This is a genomic window from Methylovirgula sp. 4M-Z18 (genome assembly GCF_037890675.1).
In the GTDB taxonomy this organism is placed as follows: Bacteria; Pseudomonadota; Alphaproteobacteria; order Rhizobiales; family Beijerinckiaceae; genus 4M-Z18.
This window is the reverse complement of record NZ_CP149574.1, coordinates 3,822,189-3,845,234: the sequence shown is the minus strand read 5'-3', so window position 1 is coordinate 3,845,234 and position 23,046 is coordinate 3,822,189. Positions and strand designations below refer to the sequence as shown.

Genomic DNA, 23,046 nt, shown 5'->3' with positions numbered 1-23,046 from the left:
TGTCACTCCGCGGCGAGATGTCTATCGAGGACGCTCCCGCAGGTTTGCAAGGAGGCGCGCTCGATCTCACTATAATGCGCGAACTCGTCAAGAACAGGCGCACCCAGATCGCGCTCGAACATGCGCTGGTTCGGGCTCGCCACGAATTCTTTCGCCGCGTCGTCGCCGAGGTTCGACTGGAAGATCCCGGCCGCGCTGACCGGCAGGAAATCCTCGTAAATGATCGGATCGAACTGGATGAGCCCCTGCGCGATCGCGGTTTCGAGATCAGCTTGGTGGCCCGTGGCGGACTGGCCCTTCTCCGTGAGCGAATAGCTGAAATAGCCGAGCCCGGCCGCACGGATGCCGTTCCAGTCATCGGGGAAGCCTTTGAAGACCTCGGCCAGCGCGGCCTCATAGGCTCCGGCATTCGAACCGTCGGCGGCAGGCGTCACGCGGTCGCGTGCGTTATTCAGGAGCTTGTCGTAAAGGGCGCGCCCCTTGGGCGTCAGCGCGACGCCCCGTTGTTCGATTTCGCCGAAACGGGCCGTGTGCGAGCCAGGCTTCCATTCGCCGCTTTTGCCAAGGAAGGAGACCGGCTCGTCCAGCGCTTTGAAGGACGTCTGGCGCAACAGGATCGGGCACCGGCGCGTCGGCGGGCCTTCGACCACGGCTTTCGGTGCGATGCTTTCCTCCGGCATCAGCACCTGGACCTTGTCGATGTCGAGCGTGCGCGGCGTCAGGTGGTTGATGTGCGGCCCTTTGAACGAAACGACGTCGGCGACCAGCCGATGCGCGTCATGCAGGCGCTCGTAAAGTTCGGCGCTGACGATCGCCTTGTCATGCCAGCGGAAGGTTTCGAGGACTTCGTTGACGAAACGGCCCGCATCGGCGGCATTGAGGCCGCCGTTCCGCTCGGCCTTTTCCACGAGGGCGATGGCGCCGTCCGTGAAGATCCGGCGCGTGGCGAGCACCTTGGCAGCTTCCTCCCGCAATGCGGCATCGGGGATGAGGTCGAGGCGGAGCAGGGAGGTGAAGACACGGAACGGATTGCGTCTGAGGCTCGCCGCGCCAACGGGCCGGAAAGCTGTCGAATGCACCGGAACGCCGGCGGTGGAAAGATCATAATAGCCGACCGGAGACATGCCCATGACAGCGAAGACCCGCCGCATCATGGCGAGTTCGGCCGCCGTGCCGAGGCGGATCGCGCCGTGCCGTTCCTCGGAAATGCGCTCGAGGGAATCCGTGGCTTCGAGGCGTGCCTTCAATCCCGGATCGGCGGCAAGCGCAGCGGCGTTGACCTTGGCGACCAGCCCTATCAGCGTGCCGTAAGCGGGGACTTCGTCGCGATACATTGCGGACATTGCCGCAGAAAAATCCGAACGGATGACATCGCTCGAAACGAATGCACTCTCGGTCATCACGCCATCCTTCACAGGGTCATTTCGGTGGGAGATCATTTGTAATTTTCATCATATCGCGTTAGATCGTTTCGATGTTGCGACTTTTATGACTATGTTCATGCGAGTATGGAATGAACTTAGGTAGGAGCCTCATACCGGATTTTGCCGTCCTGCAGGCGTTCGAATGTGCCGCGCGGCATGGCAGTTTCACCCGCGCGGCGGCCGAGCTGAACCTGACGCAAAGCGCCATCAGCCGGCAGATCCGGACGCTGGAGGCACAACTTGGGGTCAATCTGTTCGAGCGGGTGCGCAAGCGCGTTGTCCTCTCGGCGAGCGGCCGGGCGCTCCTGCCGGATGTGTCGCGCATGCTCGGCCAGATGGAAGAGGTGGTTTTGCGCGCGATGGCATCTTCGGACGGCACGAGCGTGCTCTCCGTCGCCGCGCTTCCGACTTTCGCCAGCCGGTGGCTGTTGCCGCGCCTGCCGGATTTCGCGCGGCGACATCCGCGCGTCACTTTGAACATCGCGTCCCGTTCCGAGCCCTTCGACATGGCCGCCGATGCGTTCGATGTCGCGATCCATTATGGCCAGCCGATCTGGGCGCATGCGACATGCACCTATCTTTGCGGCGAGATCATCGTGCCGGTCGCGAGCCCCGCTTTGATCGCCTCCCATGCGATCCACGCGCCGCAAGACCTTGCGCATCGCCCGCTGCTGCATCTCGCGACGAGGCCGAAACTTTGGGCCGAATGGTTCGAGATGAATGGCGGCGGGTGGACGCAGGCCTATCACGGCCATCGCTTCGATCAGTTCAACATGATCATCGAAGCGGCGGTGGCGGGTCTCGGCTTTGCCCTGCTGCCTAAATATCTGATCGAACAGGAACTGGCGTCGGCCACGTTGCGAATTGTGCTCGATCAGCCGATGTCGACTGACAACAGCTATTATGTCGTGCTGCCCGAAGGGCGGCAGGAAACCCCGATGGCCCTCGAATTCCAGGACTGGCTCTTGGGTCAGGTACCGACGCAGCCATGACAGGCGGAGGGTTGGCTCGACGTCGCGAATGCGGCGCTTCTTGGCCTCTGGAACGGTGAGTGCGGGGAAAAACCCATTGTCAGTTGCGACGGTCGTGTCCTAATTAATGAGTAAACTCCTAATTTAGGACATGCAGGAGCCACTATGCCCCGCGTTGCACTTGTTCTCTCACCCGGATTTCAGATGATGTGCTTCGCGGCAATCTCGGCGTTCGAGATCGCGAATGTCGCCGCCGGCGAGCGGCACTATGATATTTCCATCCTGTCGGAAGAGGGTGGGCCGGTGAAGAGCACCCTCGGCGCGGCCCTCGAGACCGAACGGTTCGGCGATCCCGGCGATTTCGATACGGTTATCGCTGGCGGGCTGATGAAGCCGGCGCCTGTGTCGGACGGCCTGATCGCCTTTCTTCGCGCAGCCAGCGTTCGGTGTCGGCGCGTCGCGTCGATCTGCACCGGCGCCTTCATGCTTGCCGAGGCCGGACTTTTGGACGGACGGCGGGCGACCACCCATTGGCACTTCGCGCGCGACCTTCAGGCGCGTTTCCCCAAGGTCAAGATGGAGGAGGATCGCATCTTCATCGTCGATGGTCCGATCTGGACGTCGGCCGGCATGACCTCGGGCATCGACCTCGCCCTGGGCATGATCGAGAAGGATTATGGCGCCGACCTCGCCCGTGTCGTGGCGCAGAATCTCGTCGTCTATCACCGCCGCGCGGGCGGGCAGTCGCAGCATTCGAACCTGCTGAAGATGAATCCCAAGTCCGACCGGATCCAGAATGCGCTGACCTTCGCACAGCAGAATCTTCGCGCCGCGCTCGGCGTCGAGCAGTTGGCGCGAGCCGCCAATCTCAGCCCGCGTCAGTTCAGCCGGGCCTTCCGTGCGGAAACCGGCAAGACGCCGGCAAGGGCCATTGAGAATCTGCGCGTGGAAGCCGCGCGGCTGATGCTGGAGCAGAGCCGCCATTCGCTCGACGAGATCGCTGTCGAGAATGGCTTTACCGATCGCGAGCGCATGCGCCGCGCGTTCCTTCGAACGTTCGGGCTCCCGCCGCAGACGATCCGCCGTGCCACGCGCTTCGGGGCCGAAGGTTAGCCGATGGCACGTGTTTAGCCCGCCGGCTCCCAGTGGAGGCGCTTGATGTCGATCGAGACGAGGATCGGCTCGGCGATCTTGTTGTTGTCCGGACCGAGCGGATAAACGCGCCGCCGATGCGGCACCAGAATCCCGTCGTGATCATGGTAATCGTGGACGTAATGAGCACCCTGGCTGCCGCCGAGCACGTCGACGGCGTAATCGTGCCGCCGTAAAATTCCGTCCGGCCCGAAATAGCTCACCTGCTCGCGCGTGTGGCTCGCGATATTTGCAGGAAAAGTCACCTTGAGCCTGCGCCATGTCTCGCCATCTTCCTGCCAGGGCGCAATTTCCTCCGTCGCAAAACCCGGATAGGTGTAGAGAAACGGCAGGGTCACATATGTCCACAACGCGTAGGCGCAGAAATACGCGGCATGGAATCCATCCCAAGGCGTCTCGTTGACGTGCCCCGCAAAAGCTGCCCGCGGATTGTCGCGAACGGCCAATATCGATCCTTCGGTGGTTTCGAGCGATAGTTTCTCGGGCGAAAAACGCATCCGTCGTTTCGCATCCCCAAAATGCCCGAAGGTTGCCCGTTGCGCGCGTAAGTCAGAGTCAAAGGTGCTGGCGGCAAAGAGCCCCGTCTGACCTTTGAGATCCCATAACCCGCCGCCAATCGACAGGTCGATCGAGACGGATGCGTGGCGATTCCAAGCATCGAGACCGCCATGCGCCTTCACGGCGACATCGAGAAGGTCGCTCATGTGCATGTCCCTCCGCCTCTAACCTGGGAAGCTGTCACCAAACATGGGCAAGCCGCTCTTGGACTGCTCCTTGGTCGCTTCATCCTGCAACACGTCCCAATGCTCGGCGAGGATTCCGTTTTCCATCCGCAAGATATCTGCGGCAATCAGATTGGCGGGTGCTCCGGTTCCAGTGAATCGGCCGTGCAACATCACGACATCGCCATCGGCAAAAATCAGCGAATTTTCATAGTGAAGCGTATCCGGGAAGGACTTCACGAGATTGAACAGCCCTTCGCGGCCGGGCGGGATATGGGCGCTGTGCTGAATGTAGTTGGGCGACCAGAATGTCGCGGCCTTCGCATAGTCGCGCTTGTTGAAAAGCGTGTCGAAAGCCTCAAGGACGATCGCTTTGTTCTCGGCAGGGGTCGCCATGCCCATCTCCTCATTTCGGGTCAAATCTACCTCTGGACGCGGCAGACACAGCTATCGTTGACGCGTGCCGCATCAAGCTTGTGTCTCCACTCTATGGGGAGTGGCGGACCCGGCAAATGACGGAAATACCGATGTTTCGGGACGTCATCCCGGACTTTCGCCAAGCGTGTCGTATCGCGAATGACCAGAATTCACAGTGTTTTCGTCATTTGCGACGCTGAAGCCACTCACTATCGATATCGAATATTGATCGAGCCATGGGGAGGGCAGGCGAGCATCAGAGCATCTCGTCACGGCCGGGTGCGAACAACTCGCCTGAACGCCGCTAGATCGCTCGCAACCAGTATGCCTGACCACAACGCATCCCAGATCGGAGGAAAGAAATGGCGCAGACACATTACAGGGCCTATCAGGCGGTTGGGGAAGGTAAGCTTGAGCTGGTCGACCGCGCGGTCGAGGATCCCCGTCCGGGCATGGTGCGCGTCGTGGTCGAAGCGTGCGGCGTCTGCCATACCGACGCGCTGACGGTCGAAGGCGGGTTTCCGGGTCTCAGCTACCCGCGTGTGCCGGGGCACGAAGCCGTCGGCCGTATCGACGCGATCGGCGAGGGCGTTTCCCGTTGGGCGATCGGCCAGCGCGTGGGTGTCGGCTTCCTGACGGGACGTTGCGGGGACTGCGCATCCTGCCGCCGCGGCGATTTCGTCAATTGCTCGAACCAGGCGATTACCGGGCTTCATGTCGACGGCGGCTATGCCGAGATGATGACCGCGAGCGAGCATGCGCTCGTCTCCATTCCCGACACCATGACGTCGGCCGATGCCGCGCCGTTGCTGTGCGCGGGCGTGACGACGTTCAATGCGCTCAGAAAGTCCGTTGCGCGGGCTGGTGATCTCGTCGCGGTCCAGGGGATCGGCGGCCTGGGACATCTCGCCGTGCAGTTCGCGCGGCACATGGGTTTCCGCACGGCTGCGATCGCGCGCGGAGAGGGCAAGAAGGATCTTGCACTCGCGCTTGGCGCCCATCTCTATATCGACAGCGCGGCAAAGGACCCTGCGGAGGCGCTGTTGGAATTGGGAGGCGCCAGCGCCATTGTCGCAACGGCCTCCAGCCCCGCGACCTTCGGGCCGCTGATCCGTGGCCTGAGACCCAAAGGCCAGTTGATCCTGGTCGGCGCGGGCTTCGAGCCCATGTCGGTGAACGTCTCCGACATGCTTTTCGGCGAACGGATCGTCGTCGGGACCAATACGGGCGCGCCGATCGATATCGAGGACGCCCTCAATTTCAGCCTGCTCCAGGATGTTCGGGCGACGATCGAGAAGGTGCCGTTCCAACAGGCGCCAAAGGCCTATGCGAAGATGCTCGCCAATGAAGCGCGCTTCCGGATGGTCCTCGAGATGCAGGGCGCAGCCTGAGCCCAGGACCTGGGAGTCCAAGGCAATCGCGTTGGGACGTATCGACATGTCCGGCACACGACCACAAGGCAAAATCGACGAAAGCTACGACCGATGAGACGGCCACATTGTCATCGCGGCGCGAAGCCCGGGATGACAGTCGCTGATGTGCCAAGAGTCCGAGACAAGGTTCAGGGGATGAGAAATCAACCTTTTCACCGCTTCGCTGTCTGAACCGGCGCCGGTGTCACTTTCAGAAGACGACTGCACAGAATGTCAGAAGTCGCCCGCATTGTGGGCGCAAGTTGGTTGGCCTCAGCCGCTCCGATGCGGTCGCAAAAGTCCCCCTTCGAAGGCCGACTTTTGCGGCTGACATATGCAACAGGAAAAGATGTAGGCTTTCAGGCTACGGGTTGGAGCGTCAAAAAGTCAGCATTTCCGCGACAGCGATGTTCGGAGAGCTGACTCCGGTTGTCGCTCACAGAAGATTCTCGCCTCGATAAAGGGCTTCGCCAGCCTCAGCGCTTTTCGAGAACGAGCAGTGCGACGGCAGAATTAATCGATTGCGTCATACCAGCGAGCCGCCGCTTCAACCCAGACTCAAGCTGATCGAGAAAGGAGCGACCTTCGTCGAGCTCATCGCTTCGGCGGAGCGCCGACGCCAGCGTCGGACCAAACGTTGCGCGAAAGAACCCCGCGCGCCGAGCCGCGAGGGCCGCCGCGTCGCCTGACACCTGATATTCCTGATGCGCGCCGTCTCCGAACTTCTCGATTAAAGCGGCCACCGCGTGCAGTTCGTGTGCCGCGAGCGGAGCAAGCAGCTCGTCCAGGGTGCGAATATGTATGGGCAAGACCATAGCCTCGCGTTCTGCGCCCTCCAACGTCCCGTCGTGCACCATGTCGGCAAGCACGTCATTGGCTGCGTTGTACAACGGCATCAGCGTTGATGCGCCTTTCTGGAACGGAGCCGGTACGACAATGACAAGACGACCGCCCGCGCACAGCTCTCGGCTCCGCAATGTCAGAAACATCTCCCAGTCGGCACGCGCCTGTTCTGCAAACGCCTCGCGTTCGTGAGGTTGCCCGCATCCGGAAAAGAAATGGCCTGTGACAGGCGACGGGGGTCTGCTCAGCCAATGCACCGCATATGAACTCCAACCGAGGTGAACATAGTTTCGCGGCAGAACAGACTCGTAAAATGATCGGCCGACCGCAGACGCAAAGATACCGTCGACGCCGGCATAGCCGCCTTTGTCGTATGCAGCGAGGTCGAACAGCGTGCTGAAGTCGTTTGTGGGCACGTCTGTGTGCGTAACAAGGATAGGCCGTGCAGACCGTGCGCGCAAATGCGGTAGCACCGCCTTGAACACGGCAATTGAATTGCGTCCTTCCGAAGAACCGTAATCTGCGACCACGATGGGGCTGCTGGACCCGTCGAGAGGAATCGCATTTGCGGCTTCGATGAGCAAAGGAAGCGCGAACGCTGCGCCCGACGCCTGCAAGCCCGAGTTGGCATTATAGGCGCCGTGGCCTTCCATGGCCGCGCCCAGGGTCTTACCGCCAGTCACCATGGTTCTTGCCCTAATGTCCTGGTTGTATTTTGTCGGTATCAGGATTTTCGCGACAACCATCCTGTGCTTGATCGCTGAGCTGGCCTAACTTCGACGCTCCTCACATCCTCGCCGCCGCCGCTTTCGCGCCCTCGAGCCGACCCGGCAGAAGTTTCGAGTAGCGCGCCCGGGACATTGCCAACGCGTCCGGTGGCGCGGTTTCCGGCCGACCTGAGTCGAATGGCGGCGCGGGAGCGTATTCAATGTTGAGCTGCAGGGACTGCGCGAACGTCTCGCCGGAAAGCTCCGCCGCGACGACCAGGGCGAAGTCGATGCCTGCTGTGACACCTCCGCCCGTGATCACGTTGCCGTCGCGCACGACCCGTCCCGCGTCCGGGATTGCACCGAACAACGGCAGCATATCGCGCCAAGCCCAGTGGCAGGCGGCACGTTTACCTTTCAAAAGCCCCGTCGCCCCCAGAACTAGCGAGCCGGTGCAGACAGAGGTGAGATAACGCGCGCCCATAGCCAGCCGCTTGAACTCGGCCATGAATGCGAGATCGTTGATCACGTCGGTCGAAGCGAGGCCGCCGGGGACGAACAGCAGGTCGCAGCGCGCGATATCGCACATCCTCTTCGTTCCTGCGAAGGTGAGCCGATCGTCGCTCTCGATTGGTCCGCCGGGCTCAGAGGCGACGATGACATCAACACCCGGAATCCGCGAGAAAATTGTATGCGGCCCGGTGAAGTCGAGTTGCGTAAGGCCGGGATAGAGAACTTCGACGATGAGGATAGGGGACTCTACCACGGTAGCTCTCCTCTCAATCTAACGCCGGCTGCTTTCTAGCCGGCGAACCCATGCGTCTGCAGCTGACCATAGGCTTCGTCGCGAAAATCCCGATTAAAGTTTGCCTTTTGCGACCGACTTTTGCAACGATCTATGTTCCTGACATTAACAGCGGGAATTTGACAAATCCCGACAAAGAACATATAGTGAACATTTTGTTTATCAGGGAATTGCAAATGCATCAGCCAGCGGCCCGACGCGCACGAGGCGCGTGGCAAGTGGATGCCCTACAGGCCGGGTTGAAGACGTTCAAGGACGGGATCGATCGCACGAGGGAGCAAAAAGGGAGCCGTCTATTTCGATTGCAAACCATCGCATATCGGTTGACGGGCCCTACGTGTGAACGATTGGTAAGTACGTGAACAGTTTTTGGGAACGAACTGAAAGGATGAATATATGTTATTATTCAATATATTATGCTATATTTCACGGATTTTTTGAGTGGAATGTGGCGTTTCAAGGGAGCGTAAGGCGGTCCGCAATCGAGCCTCGTTCTTAAGAAATGGCCTCGCGCCGACCGCCGACTTTGGATCGCCCCGTTTTCCAGGCGACTGCCCTGCCTGGGCGCCACCTCCATCCGGTCGCGTCGGCTGTTCATGCCGCGTTCACGTGGAGGGGTTAGCCTATGGGTACGGTCGATTGGGGCGTTAGACCGCAATTGGGTCAATAGCCCCGAATTAGGTCGCTACGACAACGCTCCAAAGTGCCGCGGATTTATTAAGGAGAGTAAATCATGCATCGCACATTGCTAGCCAAAACGTTGTTCACGGCCATTGTGTCGGCTTCCATCCTGACGGTATCGGGTGCCGGCGCCGCGCCGGGATCATCGCTCTTGATGGCCCAAGCGCAGCCTGCGCCGGACGCCGCAGGGCAGAATTTGACCCCCGAACAGCAACAAGAGATGCGCCGCCGCCAGCAGATGCGTCGCCAACAGGGCGGACAGCAGCAGCAGCAACAGCCTGGAATGCAGCGGCAGCCGGGAATGCAGCCGCAACAAGGTAACATGCAACAGCAGCCGGGTATGTACCGGCAGCAGCCAGGCCAGCCAGGCGTTGCCGTGGAGCCGCCTCAGCCGGGCGTCACGGTGCGCGTGCCAGGTGTCTCGGTGCAGATGGGCGCTCCGATGGAGCGACCCATGCCCGCGCCGCGTGTCGAAATGATGCCGGCCGTCCGCCCAGGCATGGCCTGGCTGCCGGGTCGTTGGGTCTGGCGTGGCGGCAACTGGTTCTGGATGCGTGGCCATTTCGTGCGCGGCGATGTGCCGCCGATGCCCGCCCCCCTTGCCGAGGAGCGCCCCATGCCGCCTGGACCGCGCTTTGTCTGGGTGCAGGGGCATTATGACTGGGATCGCGGCCAGTGGGTCTGGCGCCAGGGCATGTGGGCGCGCCGCTAAAATTGGCTTAAGTCCGAGACGCCGGTGAAAGCCTTGACGTTGGGTCACGGCAATATGGCGTTGACTTGTGTACGGTTTGTGTCACGCTTTGGGAGCTGATGCGAATCAGCTTCTCCCCTCTTATGGCCCCTAAGCCCGGTCGCTCCCCCGCGACCGGGCCTTTTTATGTGTGGCGCATGTTGGGGGAAACCGCAGCAGCCGCAATTCGCGCGTCGCCATGTTCCGCGCGTTCGGCGAAGAGTCCGGCTCGCTCAAATGATGCTGTTTCGCCCGTCCGCCCGTGCTTCAGACATTCCGTCCCGCGCACATACCTTCGTAGACGGCTTCTTCCGCCGTGCGCGGGGCGAGGACGTCGCCGATCATCTGAAAGGGAATATTCAAGTCCTTCAAGGTCACCGCGAGGTCCGCACGCGGCTGATGTCCGGTCGAGAGCACCAGCGTGTCGACATCTTCGAATAGGATCGGCTCGTTCGACGTGGTGTGCTGGAAATAGGCGATGCGCTGGTCCGCGCCAAATAGCCGCGCATAGAGCGTGATGGCTATTTGCATTTTGTGCATTGTCGCCGCCAGTGTGTCGCGCACGTACAGCGGGAGCGCCTCGCCGAATGTGGGCGCGTTCACGGCGATGCGCACGCAATGTCCTTCCTGCGCGAGCTTTTGCGCGATGCCGGGGCCGATCCAATCCGATTTCCAATCGGCCACCACCACATTGCCGCGCGCCTTGACCTGCTTCGTCAAAATGTCCCAGGGCGTGAGGATCTGCACGGAGTCATCGGCTTCGAACGTGGGAACGTAAGGGATTGCGCCGGTCGCCAAGATGACGGCATCGGGGCGAAGGGCGTCGAGCAAGTGCCGGTCGACTGGTGTCTTGAGCTTGATCTTGACGCCCGCCGCGTCGCACTCCCGCGCGAGATTGGTGATGATGCCGCCGAACTCGGCGCGCGCGGGCAGAAGCTGCGCGAGAAGTGCCTGTCCACCCAGCTGGGCGGAGGCCTCATAGACGGTGACGTCATGACCGCGTGTTGCGGCGATAGCCGCCGCCTTCATGCCGCCAGGGCCGCCGCCGATCACCATGACGGTCTTTTTCGTCTCCGTTCTGATATGGGTGCCGAATTCAAGTTCGCGCCCGGTTTCGGGATGCTGGATGCAGGAGATCGACAGTCCCTTATGGAAATGGCCGATGCAGGCTTGATTGCAGGCGATGCAGGCACGAATGTCATCGGTGCGTCCGTCTTGCGCCTTGGCGGGCATGTCGGGGTCGCAGATCAATGCGCGCGTCATGCCGCACAGATCCGCTTCGCCCTTCGCGATGAGCATGTCCGCTTCATGCGGCTGATTGATCCGGCCGGTCACGAAAACGGGAACATGCGTATGCTGTTTCAGGCGCGCGGAATAAGGCGCGACATAGGCGGCTTTGTAAGCCATCGGCGCCGTAATATGCACGGCCGCGCCGAGGCTCGCCGATGTGCCGCAGGTCACCGAATAATAATCGACCAATCCGTCCAGCAGCGGAACGGCCTGCAACCAGTCATTCGGCTCGATGCCGACGAGATCGTCATTTTCATCGAGTGAAAGCCGCATCCCGATGATGAAATCCTCGCCGGTAGCGTCGCGCATGGCTTGCAAACATTCCTGCAAGAAGCGCGCGCGGTTTTCGACCGAGCCGCCATAGGCGTCCGTGCGCTTGTTTGTCTTCGGAGAAAGGAATTGGGATGGCAGATAACCGTGGGAGGCGACGAATTCGACGCCGTCGAGACCGGCCTTTTGCATGCGTTTGGCGCCGGCCGCATAGCCGTCGACGATTTGCCGGATCATCGCCGGATCGAGCGCGCGCGGCATCACGTGAAAGCGTTCGTTCGGAACGGCGGAGGGCGCGTAGGCGACGGCCAGCAAGCCGTTGGCGCTCTCGATGATTTCACGGCCGGGATGGAAGAGCTGCGAGACGACCGTCGCTCCATGACGATGACAGGCGTCCGCTAAGCGCCGGTACCCTGGGATGCAGGTATCGCTGGTCGCCATGATCAGATGGGACGTATAGCGCGCGGTGTCGTGAATGCCGGCGACCTGCGTCACGATCAGACCGGTGCCGCCGCGCGCACGCGCCTCCTGATAGGCGATATAGGCATCCGACACGAGGCCATGTTGAGGCAGATACGTGTCGTGGCCCGACGACATGATGCGGTTCTTGATGCGCGTGCCGCGGATCGTCAGCGGTTGAAAGAGGTTTGGAAAAAGCTTCGATTGAATTTCAGGAACCGCCGCCACGTTTGCCTCGCCTTTTCCCTATGCGCGCGAAATGCGCGGGGCGGACAGCGGCAACTTTGCATGGAACGACATCGGCTGGAAGCCGCATGCTCATGCCTGGTCGCCCGACTTGTTCCCGCCCTTATGATTCTCCAATCCTCGAAAAGGCGAACCAGGTCAAGCGCGGGGATCGGGGCAATAACGAGCTACTATTTGGGCGGCAGCGTCCGCACAAAGGCCAAAGCCGCGCTGATGAGTCTTCGGGCGAGCGCTTCGTCGGCAAAGGTTTCGGGGGCGACCCGAACCCAGCCCGACATGGCCCGGCCGCGTGAGATCATCGGGACGATGCGATCGATCGCCAAGGCCCATTGATCGTTGCCTTTGCCGAGCCGGATCAGCACCCCGTCGTCGCGGGCGCCGCACAGGAGATTGCCGTCGAGCAGCCACGCATAGCCGCCGAACATCGTCCGCTCACTAAGCAGCAATTCCGGGGCGAGATGGTCGCGCACCAGTTCCTCGAGTCCCGCGTCCCTTGCCATTCGGTCTGTCCCTATGCGGTAAGTCCGGGTTTGGTCTTAGGGCATGACGCGTTTTGTCGCCAGGCCTTGTGACGGCGATCTCACGGTTTCGGCATTGCGCAGACCGTCGACCGGGTGAGGAAGCGTTTTTCGCGGCCATTGTCGAGCGAGAACATGCCGCCGCGCCCGGGCACGCAGTCGATGATCAGATCGGTATGTTTCCATGCTTCGTATTGCGATGCACTGATGAAGACCGGCGTCTCGCCGATTTCGCCCAGGAGGACGTCGTGATCGCCCACAATGAAATCACCGCGCGGATAGCACATGGGCGAGGAGCCGTCGCAGCAGCCGCCCGATTGATGGAAGAGCACCGGCCCGTGTTCGGCGATGATTTCGTCGAGGAGGGCGACAGCCTCCGGCGTCGCGGTGACCTTTCCCAAGGATATTTTCTCAGCCATGGCAGGTAGTCTCGTGCGCAGGCATTCGGAATGGGGAAGCGGATTTCGAATCCGCAAAACCCTTCTCCCGCACTGAACTCGGGCCTGCCCGAGTTCAGCATCAAGAATGCACAAACCGGGTATACCCGGTTTGTGTTACGAGAGAAGGGTTTTGGTTTGGCAAGCCGATCAGAAGAAGCCGAGCTTCTTCGGCGAATAGCTTACCAGCATATTCTTCGTCTGCTGGTAATGATCGAGCATCATCTTGTGGGTCTCGCGGCCAATGCCCGATTGCTTATAACCGCCGAACGCCGCGTGCGCCGGATAGGCGTGATAGCAATTGGTCCACACGCGTCCCGCCTGGATAGCGCGGCCGAAGCGATAGCAGCGGTTGGCATCGCGGCTCCAGATGCCCGCGCCGAGGCCGTAGAGCGTGTCGTTCGCGATGGCGAGCGCTTCGTCGTCATCCTTGAAGGTCGTCACCGAAACGACCGGGCCGAAGATCTCTTCCTGGAAGATGCGCATCTTGTTGTGGCCCTTGAACACCGTCGGCTTGACGTAATAGCCGCCGGCGAGGTCGCCGGGCAGATGATTGCGCTCGCCGCCAATCAGGAGGTCGGCCCCTTCCTTGCGGCCGATGTCGAAGTAGCTCAGGATTTTCTCGAGCTGTTCGGACGAAGCCTGGGCACCGATCATGGTGGCGGGATCGAGCGGATCACCCTGCACGATGGCCTCAACGCGTTTCAGCGCGCGTTCCATGAACTTGTCGTAGATCTTCTCATGCACCAGCGCGCGGCTCGGGCAGGTGCAGACTTCGCCCTGGTTGAGCGCGAACATGACAAAGCCTTCGATCGCTTTGTCGAAATAGTCGTCGTCTTCCGCGGTGACGTCCTGGAAGAAGATATTGGGGCTCTTGCCGCCGAGCTCCAGCGTCACGGGAATGAGATTCTGCGACGCATATTGCATGATGAGCCGGCCGGTCGTCGTTTCGCCGGTAAAGGCGATTTTGGCGATCCGCGGGCTGGACGCGAGCGGCTTACCGGCCTCAAGGCCAAAGCCCGTGACGATGTTGAGCACGCCTTCGGGCAGAAGGTCGCCGATGAGGCTCGCCCACAGCAGGATGGTCGCGGGGGTCTGTTCGGCCGGCTTGATGATGACGCAATTGCCGGCGGCAAGCGCGGGAGCAAGTTTCCAGCACGCCATCAGCAGCGGGAAGTTCCAGGGAATGATCTGACCGACGACGCCCAGCGGCTCATGGAAATGGTAGGCGATCGTGTCGTGGTCGATCTCGGAGATGCTACCTTCCTGGCTGCGCAGGACGCCGGCAAAATAGCGGAAGTGGTCGATGGCCAGCGGCAGGTCGGCGGCGGTCGTCTCGCGGATCGGCTTGCCGTTGTCCCAGGTTTCGGCAAGCGCCAGAAGATCGAGATTCTCTTCCATCCGGTCGGCGATGCGGTTGAGGATCAGGGCGCGCTCCGCTGGGGAGGTCTTCCCCCAGGCGTCCTTGGCCTTATGGGCGGCATCGAGGGCCGCTTCGACGTCAGCGGCATCGGACCGGGCGATCTCGCCGAGCGGTCGTCCCGTGACGGGGGAGATATTCTCGAAATATTTCCCCGATTTCGGCGCGGCCCATTTGCCGCCGATAAAATTATCGTAGCGCTCCGCGAAGGGGATTTTCGTCGCGCGTGAAAATTCGACTTTGTTCATGCCATTTCCTCCCATGTAACGACGCCGCGAAATGGTGGCGCTGTTGGCAAAGAGGATGGCTTGCATGCCGGAAACCGGCCAGGGGGGCGAGATATCCAGGAGGCCGGAAGTGTCGCAGATGTGCGACACATCGGCCGTCGATATGGTCAGTGAATGCGCTTGACGCCCGAGCGGTTGAGCTTGCGATGCAAGGTGGCACGGGAAATGCCGAGGCGTTGCGCCGCAGCGGAAACATTGCCGCCGGCTTGGGCGAGCGCACGCTGCAGGGCGGCGCGTTCGGCTTGCAGGAGATCTGTGCGGCTGGATTCATCGAACAAATCAGCCGCCGCGATGCCCGCTGCCAGCGTCTCAGGCGAGAGATTGAGCGCCGCACGGGCGGCGCGCGTCGCCCCGACGACCATGTCGTCACTGTTCACCGCGATCAGCGCCGTGGCGGCCCGGTCCGCCTTGGGCGCCATCAGGATGCGCGCTTTCGAGAAGGCGAGACGGAAATTCTCTGCCTCGATGCGGCGCGCCGCGTCTGCCACGGCCGTGGCGATCAGGTTGGCAAAGCCCTCCGTCAGATCGGCTCGGCAGGAGGATACGTCGAGTGCCGCGGCGAGCCGGCCCTGGTGATCGTAGATCGGCGCGGTGGTACACGAGAGGGCCGTGTTGCGTGTGAAGAAATGCTGGTCTCGATGGATCGTCAGCAAACGCTCTTCGACGAGGCAGGTGCCAATGCCGTTGGTGCCTTCTGCGTCCTCGCTCCAGACCGAGCCGGTCCACAGGCCCCAGTTCCGGAACGTCTCGTCGTCGACAGGGGCGCCACGCCGCTCCACCGGAATGCCGCCGCGATCGGCCAGAAGCACACAGCAGCCGACGCCGCCGACCGCCAGATAGAGCCGATCGAGGGTCTCCCGCGCCGCGCCGACCAAGGGTTCGATGGCTTGCCGCGCGGCATTGAGTTCCGCGTCGCTCAGCCGCTTCGGCAAGGTCCGTGCCGCCGGATCGAGATGATGCAGATCGACGGATCTTTGCCAGGAGGCGACGAGGGCAGAGCGCGCCGCGCCATGCGACGTGATCGCGGCTTGCACAAGATCCTGGTGTCGACGAACGGGTGTGTTCATCGCTTCTCCCAAAACGGCTCGGATAATACCGAGATCATTGCTTTTGCCAAAATATAAATAATTGACCGCGGTTCGTACAGACCTCCTTTTGCGGAGCGCTTGTCCTCCGGAGTGCCAGGCCAGCCGCGTGAATGGCTATTCCCCGAGCGATGTGGCAGCATGCGTGGGGTGGGAGGGGTCATTCCTGCGGGAGATGGGCATGGACAGAATGGCGGCGATGGAGGCCTTCGTGCTGGTCGTTGAGACGGGATCCTTCTCGGCTGCGGCACGCCGCCTGAACGTCGGGCAGCCCGCCGTCTCAAAGTCCATCGCGCAGCTCGAGGCCTGGCTTGGGGTGACGCTGCTCGTCCGCTCGACGCGGGGGCTGACAACGACGGAAGCGGGCCTGAGCTTTTATGAACGGGCCCGGCGGTCGATCGAAGAGGCGGACGAGGCGGAGTTGAGCGCGCGCGGCGCCGGCGCGGGGCCGATCGGCAAGCTGCGGGTTTGCGCGGCCGTGACCTTCGCGCGCATCCACGTGATGCCGCATCTTCCCGAATTTCTCGCGCGGCATCCTGGCCTCGACATGGAGGTCGTTCTCGACGATCGGAATATCGATCTCGTTCAGGAGGGTATCGATGTCGCTCTGCGCATGGGGGAGCTTCCGGACTCAGCGCTAACCGCGCGGCGCATCCTGACGGGGCGACGGGTGGTGCTCGGCACCGCCGCCTATTTCGAAAAGTTCGGAACGCCGAATGCTCCGGAGGACCTGATTGCCCATGAGGTCATCATTTACACGCAGGGCGGCGGCGGTGCCCTTTGGACCTTTCGGCGCGATGGGGCGGAGGTCGCGGTGACGGTCCGCGGTCGGTTGCACGTGACCGCAGCCGAAGGGGTCCGCGCCGCTGTCCTGGCGGATGCGGGCCTTGCGATTGGATCCGAGTGGATGTTCGCGCCTGAGATCGCCGCCGGAACGGTCCGAACGGTGCTCGACGATTGGCATCTGCCGAGCATCGATTTGTGGGCCGTCTTTCCCGCCGGGCGTACCGCGACCACGAAGGCTCGTACCTTCGTTGGCTTTGTCGATGAAGTCTTGCATCGGGGGCCGCACCCCTGAACGAACGGGCGCGGCCCCGGGGTCGGTTAAGCGGTCACGGTCGCAGCCTTGTCGAGCGCGGGCAGCACGTCTTCAGGCTCGGGCCGGATCGTATAGTCCGGGTTGACGTCGGCATAGAGGATCGTGCCGTTGGGCGCGATCACGTAACGGGCCGGCATCGGCAGGGTCCAGCTCGAGTCGCCGTTGAAGCTCGTCAGGTCATTTTTCAGGCTCTTGTAGAGATCGACCAGATAGTCCTGAAGCTCGAACCGCAAGCCGAAGGCCGCCGCGACGTCATTGTGCGGGTCCGAGAGAATGGGAAAAGTCAGCCCATTTTGCCGCTGCGACTTCCGGCTGTTCGGCGCCGTCTGCGGCGAGATCGCCACCAGATTGGCGCCGCGCCGCTCAAATTCCGACAGCGCCTCCTGCAGGGCCTTGAGGTCCATATTGCAATAGGGGCACCAGACGCCGCGATAGAAGCTCACGATCAGCGGTCCGTGCTTGAGCAGGTCGACGGAGGATACGTCATTGCCCTCGGAGTCCTTGAGGGTGAAGGCGGGGGCTTTGTCTCCAACCTTGAGGGCGCGCTTGGCGGCGCCCGAGGCTTCGAGGTCGGCCGTTGCGCGGTGCATCGTTTCGACGACGGACCGGGGCACGTTGTAGGGCGGCTTGCCGGCCTCGAAGTCGGCTTTGAACGCATCGAGTTTGGCTTGCAGCGACATTTTCATCTCCTGGGTGGTGTGCGTCGATGAGATGAAAGTGCCGCGCGCGCGCGTTGTCCGGTAGCGGCGGCGCCGGACTAGCATTCATTCCCGCCGGGAATGAGGTCGGCGATAGCGATCCTCACCGGCACGGCGAGGATGATCGTATCGTCCCGATTGACGACAGCACACTTCGCCATCAAACTGCTCAACACTGGTGGACAGAAAACTGACCCTGGCTATCTTCGGGGCCTCACTACGTTCCACGCCGGCATCTCCGGCGTGAACCTTTGAGCCTTCGTCAAGGGTTGATCTGAGGCTCGCGAACAGCAGATAGATAAGGCGGCATTGTCGTGGAACAGCGCCGCCGAGGCGTTGTGGTGCGGCATCGAATGGGGGGCGCATGATGGTGCAGATTCACGTTATCCTGAGCCTGATCGGACTCGTCTCGGGGTTTGTCGTTTTATACGGATGGCTCAGCGATGGGCGGTCGAGCGGATGGACGGGATTGTTTCTCGTGACGACGATTCTGACGAGTGTGACGGGCTTCTTCATCCCCCCATTCGATTTTGACCCTCCTCGCGTCGTTGGTCTTTTGTCGCTTGTTCTTCTCGCATTTGCGTGCGTGGCGCTCTACGTCCTTGGCCTCGCCGGTGTTTGGCGGCGCATTTATGTCTGCACGGCGCTTGCCGCGCTCTACTTGAACGCTTTCGTCGCGGTGGTGCAATCATTCCAGAAAATTGGGTTTCTCCATGACCTGGCGCCGACTCAAACGGAGCCATCTTTCATTGTCGCGCAAGTCGCGCTGCTCGTCGCAGCGATCGTGGCCGGGGTCCTCTGTTTCAAGCGTTTTGGCTCGCGAATGGCGTAGAGCTAAGGGTGTGGCTTCGCATGGATAAAGCTCCCGCCGTTCGGACGTGATCTTTCGTCATCTGCCGGCAGTATTGGATGAATAAGGAATACGGAGCCTCGTGATTTTCGGGGACATGACGAGGTCCCGCCTGCCGCCCAGCACAAGCCATCGGCTTTTGACAAAATCCGGAAAGCACATATCGTAACGAATTCGGCCATTCAGCACCGAGGGTAACGCCGCCATGAGACAATGGTACGCCTTAATACTTGCTGCGAATTTGGGCCTGCTGACGGCCTGCAATCAGGAGCAAAAGCCTGCCGCGCCGACCGCACTCGCCGCCGTCGGCGTTCAATCGGTCGAGACCAAGGGCGTTTCGAATTCCTACAATTTTGTCGGCAGGATCAAGGCGATCAATACGGTGCAGTTGCGGGCCCGTGTTGAAGGCTATCTCGAAAACGTCCTGTTCACGGAAGGGCAAGACGTGAAGAGCGGCGATCTGCTCTATCAAATCGAAAAGACGCAATATCAGGCGAGCGTGGATCAGGCCTCGGCCAATGTCGCTGCGGCGCAGGCCCAGGAGGTGAACGCGCAACTGCAATATGATCGCAGCGTTCAACTCGTCAAAACGCAAGCGGGCCCACAAGCGACGGTCGATACGAACCAGGCTAGTCTCGACAGCGCCAAGGCAAGCGTTCTGCAGAACAAGGCCGCGCTGACGATCGCTCAGGAAAATTTGGGCTATACGGACATCCGAGCGCCGATCGACGGCCGGATCGGGCTGACGGCCTTGACGAAGGGGAACCTCGTCAACGCCGTCAGCGGCGTTTTGGCGACGATCGTGAGCCAGGATCCGATTTACGTTCAATTCCCCGTCAGCGTCAGCCAGCTCGCGAACATAAGGGCCGCACGCCAGCAGGAAAGCGGCTCGCTCATAAAGATCGAAGTCTTGGTTCGTCTCTCGAACGGGCAGGAATATAGCCATCCGGGCGTCTGGAACTATACGGACCCGCAGGTCGACCAGCAGACCGATACTGTGCTGATGCGGGCGACCCTGCCCAACCCCGACCGGCAATTGATCGACGGAACATTCGTGACGGTTGAGGTGAAGGAGCGGGAGCAGCAGCCGCGATTGGTTGTTGCCCAGGCGGCCGTACAGATCGATCAGGCCGGCAGCTACGTCTTGATCGTCAATGGTGAGCACAAGGTCGAAATACGGCGCGTCACGACGGGAGCGACCACCGGCCCGGATGTGGTCGTGAATTCGGGATTGAAGCAAGGAGAGGCCGTGATCGTCGATGGCGTGCAAAAGGTTCGACCCGGCCAAGAGGTCGATGCAACGCCCATCGCCGCGCGCAACGGGGGCTGAGCGATGATCTCAGCCATCTTCGTCGACCGCCCGCGGCTCGCCTTTGTCATCTCGATCGTCATCACATTGGCGGGGTTGATCGCGATCACGTCGATCCCCGTGGCGCAATTTCCCGACATCGTTCCGCCCCAGGTGACGCTGACCGGAACCTACCCGGGTGCCGATGCCGAGACGGTCGAGACAACGGTCGCCCAACCGATCGAGCAGCAGATCAACGGGGTCGACAACGCGCTTTATTATCAATCGACCAGCGGCGCCGACGGCAGCTATACGTTGAACGTCACCTTCGCGCTCGGCACCAACCCTGATATCAATACGGTCAATGTGCAAAATCGCGCGGCCCTGGCGCAACCGCAACTGCCGTCCGAGGTCACGCGGCAAGGCCTGACGATCCGCAAGAAATCCGCGGCCTTGCTGCAAGTCTTGCAGATTTATTCGCCGAATCGGACCTACGATTCCCTTTACCTGAGCAATTATGCGACGATCAACGTGCTCGACACGTTGTCGCGCATCAAAGGCGTCGGTCAGGCGAGCCTGTTCGGTCCGCTCGACTATTCGTTGCGGGTTTGGCTGGACCCCGATCGGCTCACCGCGCTGAGCCTCACGCCCAACGATGTCATTGACGCGATCAACGGGCAGAATGTTCAGGCAGCGCTCGGGCGCGTTGGCGCCGCGCCGGTTTCGAAAGATCAGCAGCTTCAGCTGACCATCAAGACGCAAGGACGCCTCGCCAAGCCGGAGGAATTTGCGAACATTGTGCTGCGCACGAATCCCGGCGGATCGGTTGTGCGGATCAAAGACGTGGCGCGGGTCGAGATCGGCGCAGCGTCATCGGATCGATACACGCGGTTCAACGGCGCACCGACGGCTGCGATCGGCATCTATCAGTCGCCAGGCGCCAATGCGGTCGAGGTCACCAAGGCCGTGAAGCAGGCGATGGATACGCTCGCGAAACGCTTTCCCGACGATCTCACCTACGGTGTCTTCTTCGATACGACCGTGTTCGTGACGGCGACGATCGATGAGGTGATCCGCACGCTCGGCGAGGCGTTTGCGCTTGTGGGCGTCGTGGTGTTTCTGTTCCTGGGTAAACTCAGGACGACACTCATTCCGCTGGTAGCCGTACCCGTCTCGATCATTGGCACCTTTGCCGTGATGTTTATGATCGGCTACACGGCCAATACGGTTTCGCTGCTGGCCCTCGTGCTTGCCATCGGCATCGTTGTGGACGATGCGATCGTCGTGATCGAGAATGTCGAGCGGGTGGTGGAGGAGGAGCCGCATCTCACAATCGCCGAGGCGACAAAGAAGGCGATGGGAGAGATCACCGCGCCGATCATCGCGATCACGCTGGTGCTTTTGTCTGTGTTCGTGCCGGTTGCGTTCATACCAGGTATCAGCGGTCAATTGTTCCGGCAATTCGCTGTTGCGGTTTCGGTGTCGATGCTCATCTCGGCGCTCAATGCTCTGACACTCAGTCCGGCGCTGTGTTCGGTGCTCATCAAGCGCGGGACGATCAGCCGCGGCCCGATGAAACTCGTGATGGGCGTCATCGACCGGACGCGCGACGGCTACGCGTGGATTGTGACTCGCCTGGTACGCGTCGCGATTCTCGGTGTTGTTCTCGTGATCGGTGTGGGCGCGGCCTCGGGCTTTCTCTTCACCAAGACACCCCAGAGCTTTCTGCCTGAGGAAGATCAAGGCGCGTTTTTCGCCGCCATGAAGCTGCCGGAAGGCGCATCGGTCAATCGCACGCAGGCCGTGGTCGAGCAGGTCGAGAATATTATCCGTCCGATACCGGGAGTCGATGGCGTGGTATCGGTGGTTGGCTATGATTTCATTGATGGCCTTGCCACGTCGAACCAGGCCTTTTTTGTCGTCAGCCTAAAGCCCTACGCGCAACGCACTGATCCATCGCAGAGCGCGGCGGCGATCATTCAAAAATTGCGGCCGCAATTGGCAAGCATTCAACAGGCGACCGTCTTTCCCTTCAATCTGCCACCGATCCTCGGTCTTGGCAGCACCGGCGGCTTCCAATACGTGATGGAGGGTCTGCAAGGTCAGCCTCCAAGCGATATTGCCTCGACCATGCGGGGCTTGGTGGTGGCTGCCAACCAACAGTCCGAACTTGCCGGCGTGTTCAGTACGTTCGCGGCGGATACGCCGCAGGTCTATCTCAATATCGATCGCGACAAGGCGCAAGTCCTGGGAGTGAAGATCGCCGATATCTTCAGTGCCTTGCAATCGACGCTTGGCAGCTATTACGTGAACGAGTTCAATACGTTTGGCCGCGTCTGGCAAGTCAACGTGCAGGCCGACACGCCGTTCCGGAAATCGGTCGACCAGATATCGAATATATACGTCCGCAACGCCGCAGGCGCGATGGTGCCCATGCACGCGCTTGCACAGCCGAAACTCGTCCAGGGGCCGCAGCTCTTGATTCGTTACAACGGCTACCGATCCACCATCATCAATGGCGCAGCCAAACCTGGCTCCAGCTCCGGTCAGGCCCTCGGTGCGATGGAACGTATCTCAAGCACGACGCTTCCATCCGGCTATAGTTTTGAATGGACGGGAACGGCATTGCAGGAAAAAGCGGCAAGCGGCGGTACAACGGTCGTTCTTGGGCTTGCGCTCCTGTTCGCCTATCTCTTTCTCGTCGCGCTTTATGAAAGCTGGAATATTCCCATTCCCGTGTTGTTGTCGGTGAGCGTCGGCATTTTGGGCGGCATCGTGGCCGTTGTGCTGACGGGGCGCAGTTTCGACGTCTACTCACAGATCGGACTTGTCGTTCTGATCGCGCTTGCGGCCAAGAACGGCATCCTCATCGTGGAATTCGCGGTCGAGCAAAGACTCCATGGCAAGTCCATTCATGACGCGGCGATCGCCGGCGCACGCCTCCGCTTCCGCCCGGTGATGATGACGAGCTTCGCCTTCATTCTCGGATTGCTGCCGCTCGTCATCGCCGCCGGCGCGGGATCGGCGAGCCGCCGCGACGTCGGTACACCTGTGTTTGGTGGGATGCTGGCGGCGTCGATCATCGGAATCTTCGTTATTCCGATGCTTTACGTTGTCTTTCAGCAAATGCGCGAACGCGTCAAGAAAGGGGTTGGTGGCCCCACGGCCACCCCCTCGACGCCCGATCAACATTCTTCCTAAACAATCGTGGCTGTCACTTGAGAGCGATGGAGCG

The 23,046-nt window shown here is 61.2% G+C and carries 19 protein-coding genes; 8 read left to right on the top strand and 11 right to left on the bottom strand.

Features of this window, described 5'->3' with window-relative positions:
- Positions 1 to 2 precede the first annotated feature (2 nt).
- Complete coding sequence (gene hglS / locus V9T28_RS17715) at positions 3 to 1,400, bottom strand: 2-oxoadipate dioxygenase/decarboxylase HglS (RefSeq protein WP_116402548.1); 1,398 nt, start codon at positions 1,398 to 1,400, stop codon at positions 3 to 5.
- Between the two features lie 113 nt (positions 1,401 to 1,513).
- On the opposite strand from hglS, the gene V9T28_RS17710 reads away from it, so the two are divergent.
- Both V9T28_RS17710 and V9T28_RS17705 read left to right on the top strand, forming a co-directional pair.
- A complete protein-coding gene (locus tag V9T28_RS17710) occupies positions 1,514 to 2,416 on the top strand; it encodes a LysR family transcriptional regulator (protein ID WP_116402496.1) in 903 nt (300 codons plus the stop codon).
- 144 nt (positions 2,417 to 2,560) lie between these two features.
- Positions 2,561 to 3,508, top strand: a complete 948-nt coding sequence (locus V9T28_RS17705; RefSeq protein WP_116402497.1) for a GlxA family transcriptional regulator — start codon at positions 2,561 to 2,563, stop codon at positions 3,506 to 3,508.
- A 14-nt stretch (positions 3,509 to 3,522) separates the two neighbouring features.
- Here the strand turns inward: V9T28_RS17705 and V9T28_RS17700 are convergent, their stop codons facing one another.
- Together V9T28_RS17700 and V9T28_RS17695 are read right to left on the bottom strand one after the other, a co-directional pair.
- The gene (locus tag V9T28_RS17700) at positions 3,523 to 4,251 is read right to left on the bottom strand and encodes a hypothetical protein (RefSeq protein ID WP_116402549.1); all 729 of its coding nucleotides are present in this window, start codon (positions 4,249 to 4,251) and stop codon (positions 3,523 to 3,525) included.
- Between the two features lie 18 nt (positions 4,252 to 4,269).
- Positions 4,270 to 4,665 carry a nuclear transport factor 2 family protein gene (locus V9T28_RS17695; RefSeq protein WP_199500269.1) on the bottom strand — a complete coding sequence of 132 codons (396 nt, stop codon included), beginning with the start codon at positions 4,663 to 4,665 and terminating at the stop codon, positions 4,270 to 4,272.
- 383 nt (positions 4,666 to 5,048) lie between these two features.
- Between V9T28_RS17695 and V9T28_RS17690 the strand changes: the two genes are divergently transcribed.
- Positions 5,049 to 6,077 carry an alcohol dehydrogenase gene (locus V9T28_RS17690; protein WP_116402499.1) on the top strand — a complete coding sequence of 343 codons (1,029 nt, stop codon included), beginning with the start codon at positions 5,049 to 5,051 and terminating at the stop codon, positions 6,075 to 6,077.
- Positions 6,078 to 6,574: 497 nt separating this feature from the next.
- Here the strand turns inward: V9T28_RS17690 and V9T28_RS17685 are convergent, their stop codons facing one another.
- Both V9T28_RS17685 and V9T28_RS17680 read right to left on the bottom strand, forming a co-directional pair.
- Positions 6,575 to 7,687, bottom strand: a complete 1,113-nt coding sequence (locus tag V9T28_RS17685; protein WP_116402500.1) for an SAM-dependent methyltransferase — start codon at positions 7,685 to 7,687, stop codon at positions 6,575 to 6,577.
- A 40-nt stretch (positions 7,688 to 7,727) separates the two neighbouring features.
- On the bottom strand, positions 7,728 to 8,414 hold the full coding sequence (locus tag V9T28_RS17680; RefSeq protein WP_116402501.1) for a DJ-1/PfpI family protein: 687 nt from the start codon (positions 8,412 to 8,414) through the stop codon (positions 7,728 to 7,730).
- A gap of 772 nt (positions 8,415 to 9,186) precedes the next feature.
- Here V9T28_RS17680 and V9T28_RS17675 point away from each other — a divergent pair.
- Positions 9,187 to 9,846, top strand: a complete 660-nt coding sequence (locus tag V9T28_RS17675) for a YXWGXW repeat-containing protein (protein ID WP_116402503.1) — start codon at positions 9,187 to 9,189, stop codon at positions 9,844 to 9,846.
- 285 nt (positions 9,847 to 10,131) lie between these two features.
- On the opposite strand, the gene V9T28_RS17670 is transcribed toward V9T28_RS17675, so the two are convergent.
- The 5 genes from V9T28_RS17670 to V9T28_RS17650 form a co-directional block, all read right to left on the bottom strand.
- Complete coding sequence (locus V9T28_RS17670; RefSeq protein WP_245424222.1) at positions 10,132 to 12,111, bottom strand: oxidoreductase; 1,980 nt, start codon at positions 12,109 to 12,111, stop codon at positions 10,132 to 10,134.
- Positions 12,112 to 12,299: 188 nt separating this feature from the next.
- On the bottom strand, positions 12,300 to 12,629 hold the full coding sequence (locus tag V9T28_RS17665) for a TfoX/Sxy family protein (protein ID WP_116402504.1): 330 nt from the start codon (positions 12,627 to 12,629) through the stop codon (positions 12,300 to 12,302).
- 80 nt (positions 12,630 to 12,709) lie between these two features.
- Positions 12,710 to 13,066, bottom strand: coding sequence for a DUF779 domain-containing protein (locus V9T28_RS17660; RefSeq protein WP_116402505.1), 357 nt, complete (start codon positions 13,064 to 13,066; stop codon positions 12,710 to 12,712).
- 168 nt (positions 13,067 to 13,234) lie between these two features.
- Positions 13,235 to 14,752, bottom strand: a complete 1,518-nt coding sequence (adh, locus tag V9T28_RS17655) for an aldehyde dehydrogenase (protein WP_116402506.1) — start codon at positions 14,750 to 14,752, stop codon at positions 13,235 to 13,237.
- A gap of 146 nt (positions 14,753 to 14,898) precedes the next feature.
- Positions 14,899 to 15,858, bottom strand: a complete 960-nt coding sequence (locus tag V9T28_RS17650) for a helix-turn-helix domain-containing protein (RefSeq protein ID WP_116402507.1) — start codon at positions 15,856 to 15,858, stop codon at positions 14,899 to 14,901.
- Positions 15,859 to 16,057: 199 nt separating this feature from the next.
- Here V9T28_RS17650 and V9T28_RS17645 point away from each other — a divergent pair, with 199 nt between their 5' ends.
- Positions 16,058 to 16,954 (top strand): LysR family transcriptional regulator, encoded by an 897-nt coding sequence (locus V9T28_RS17645; protein WP_116402508.1) that lies wholly within the window; start codon positions 16,058 to 16,060, stop codon positions 16,952 to 16,954.
- 26 nt (positions 16,955 to 16,980) lie between these two features.
- Here V9T28_RS17645 and V9T28_RS17640 read toward each other — a convergent pair whose 3' ends face one another.
- The gene (locus tag V9T28_RS17640) at positions 16,981 to 17,655 is read right to left on the bottom strand and encodes a peroxiredoxin-like family protein (RefSeq protein WP_116402551.1); all 675 of its coding nucleotides are present in this window, start codon (positions 17,653 to 17,655) and stop codon (positions 16,981 to 16,983) included.
- A 385-nt stretch (positions 17,656 to 18,040) separates the two neighbouring features.
- Between V9T28_RS17640 and V9T28_RS17635 the strand changes: the two genes are divergently transcribed.
- The 3 genes from V9T28_RS17635 (at position 18,041) to V9T28_RS17625 (ending at position 23,012) form a co-directional block, all read left to right on the top strand.
- On the top strand, positions 18,041 to 18,505 hold the full coding sequence (locus V9T28_RS17635; protein ID WP_245424223.1) for a hypothetical protein: 465 nt from the start codon (positions 18,041 to 18,043) through the stop codon (positions 18,503 to 18,505).
- Positions 18,506 to 18,728: 223 nt separating this feature from the next.
- Positions 18,729 to 19,853, top strand: coding sequence for an efflux RND transporter periplasmic adaptor subunit (locus V9T28_RS17630; RefSeq protein ID WP_116402510.1), 1,125 nt, complete (start codon positions 18,729 to 18,731; stop codon positions 19,851 to 19,853).
- A gap of 3 nt (positions 19,854 to 19,856) precedes the next feature.
- A complete protein-coding gene (locus tag V9T28_RS17625; protein ID WP_116402511.1) occupies positions 19,857 to 23,012 on the top strand; it encodes an efflux RND transporter permease subunit in 3,156 nt (1,051 codons plus the stop codon).
- Positions 23,013 to 23,046: the final 34 nt, after the last annotated feature.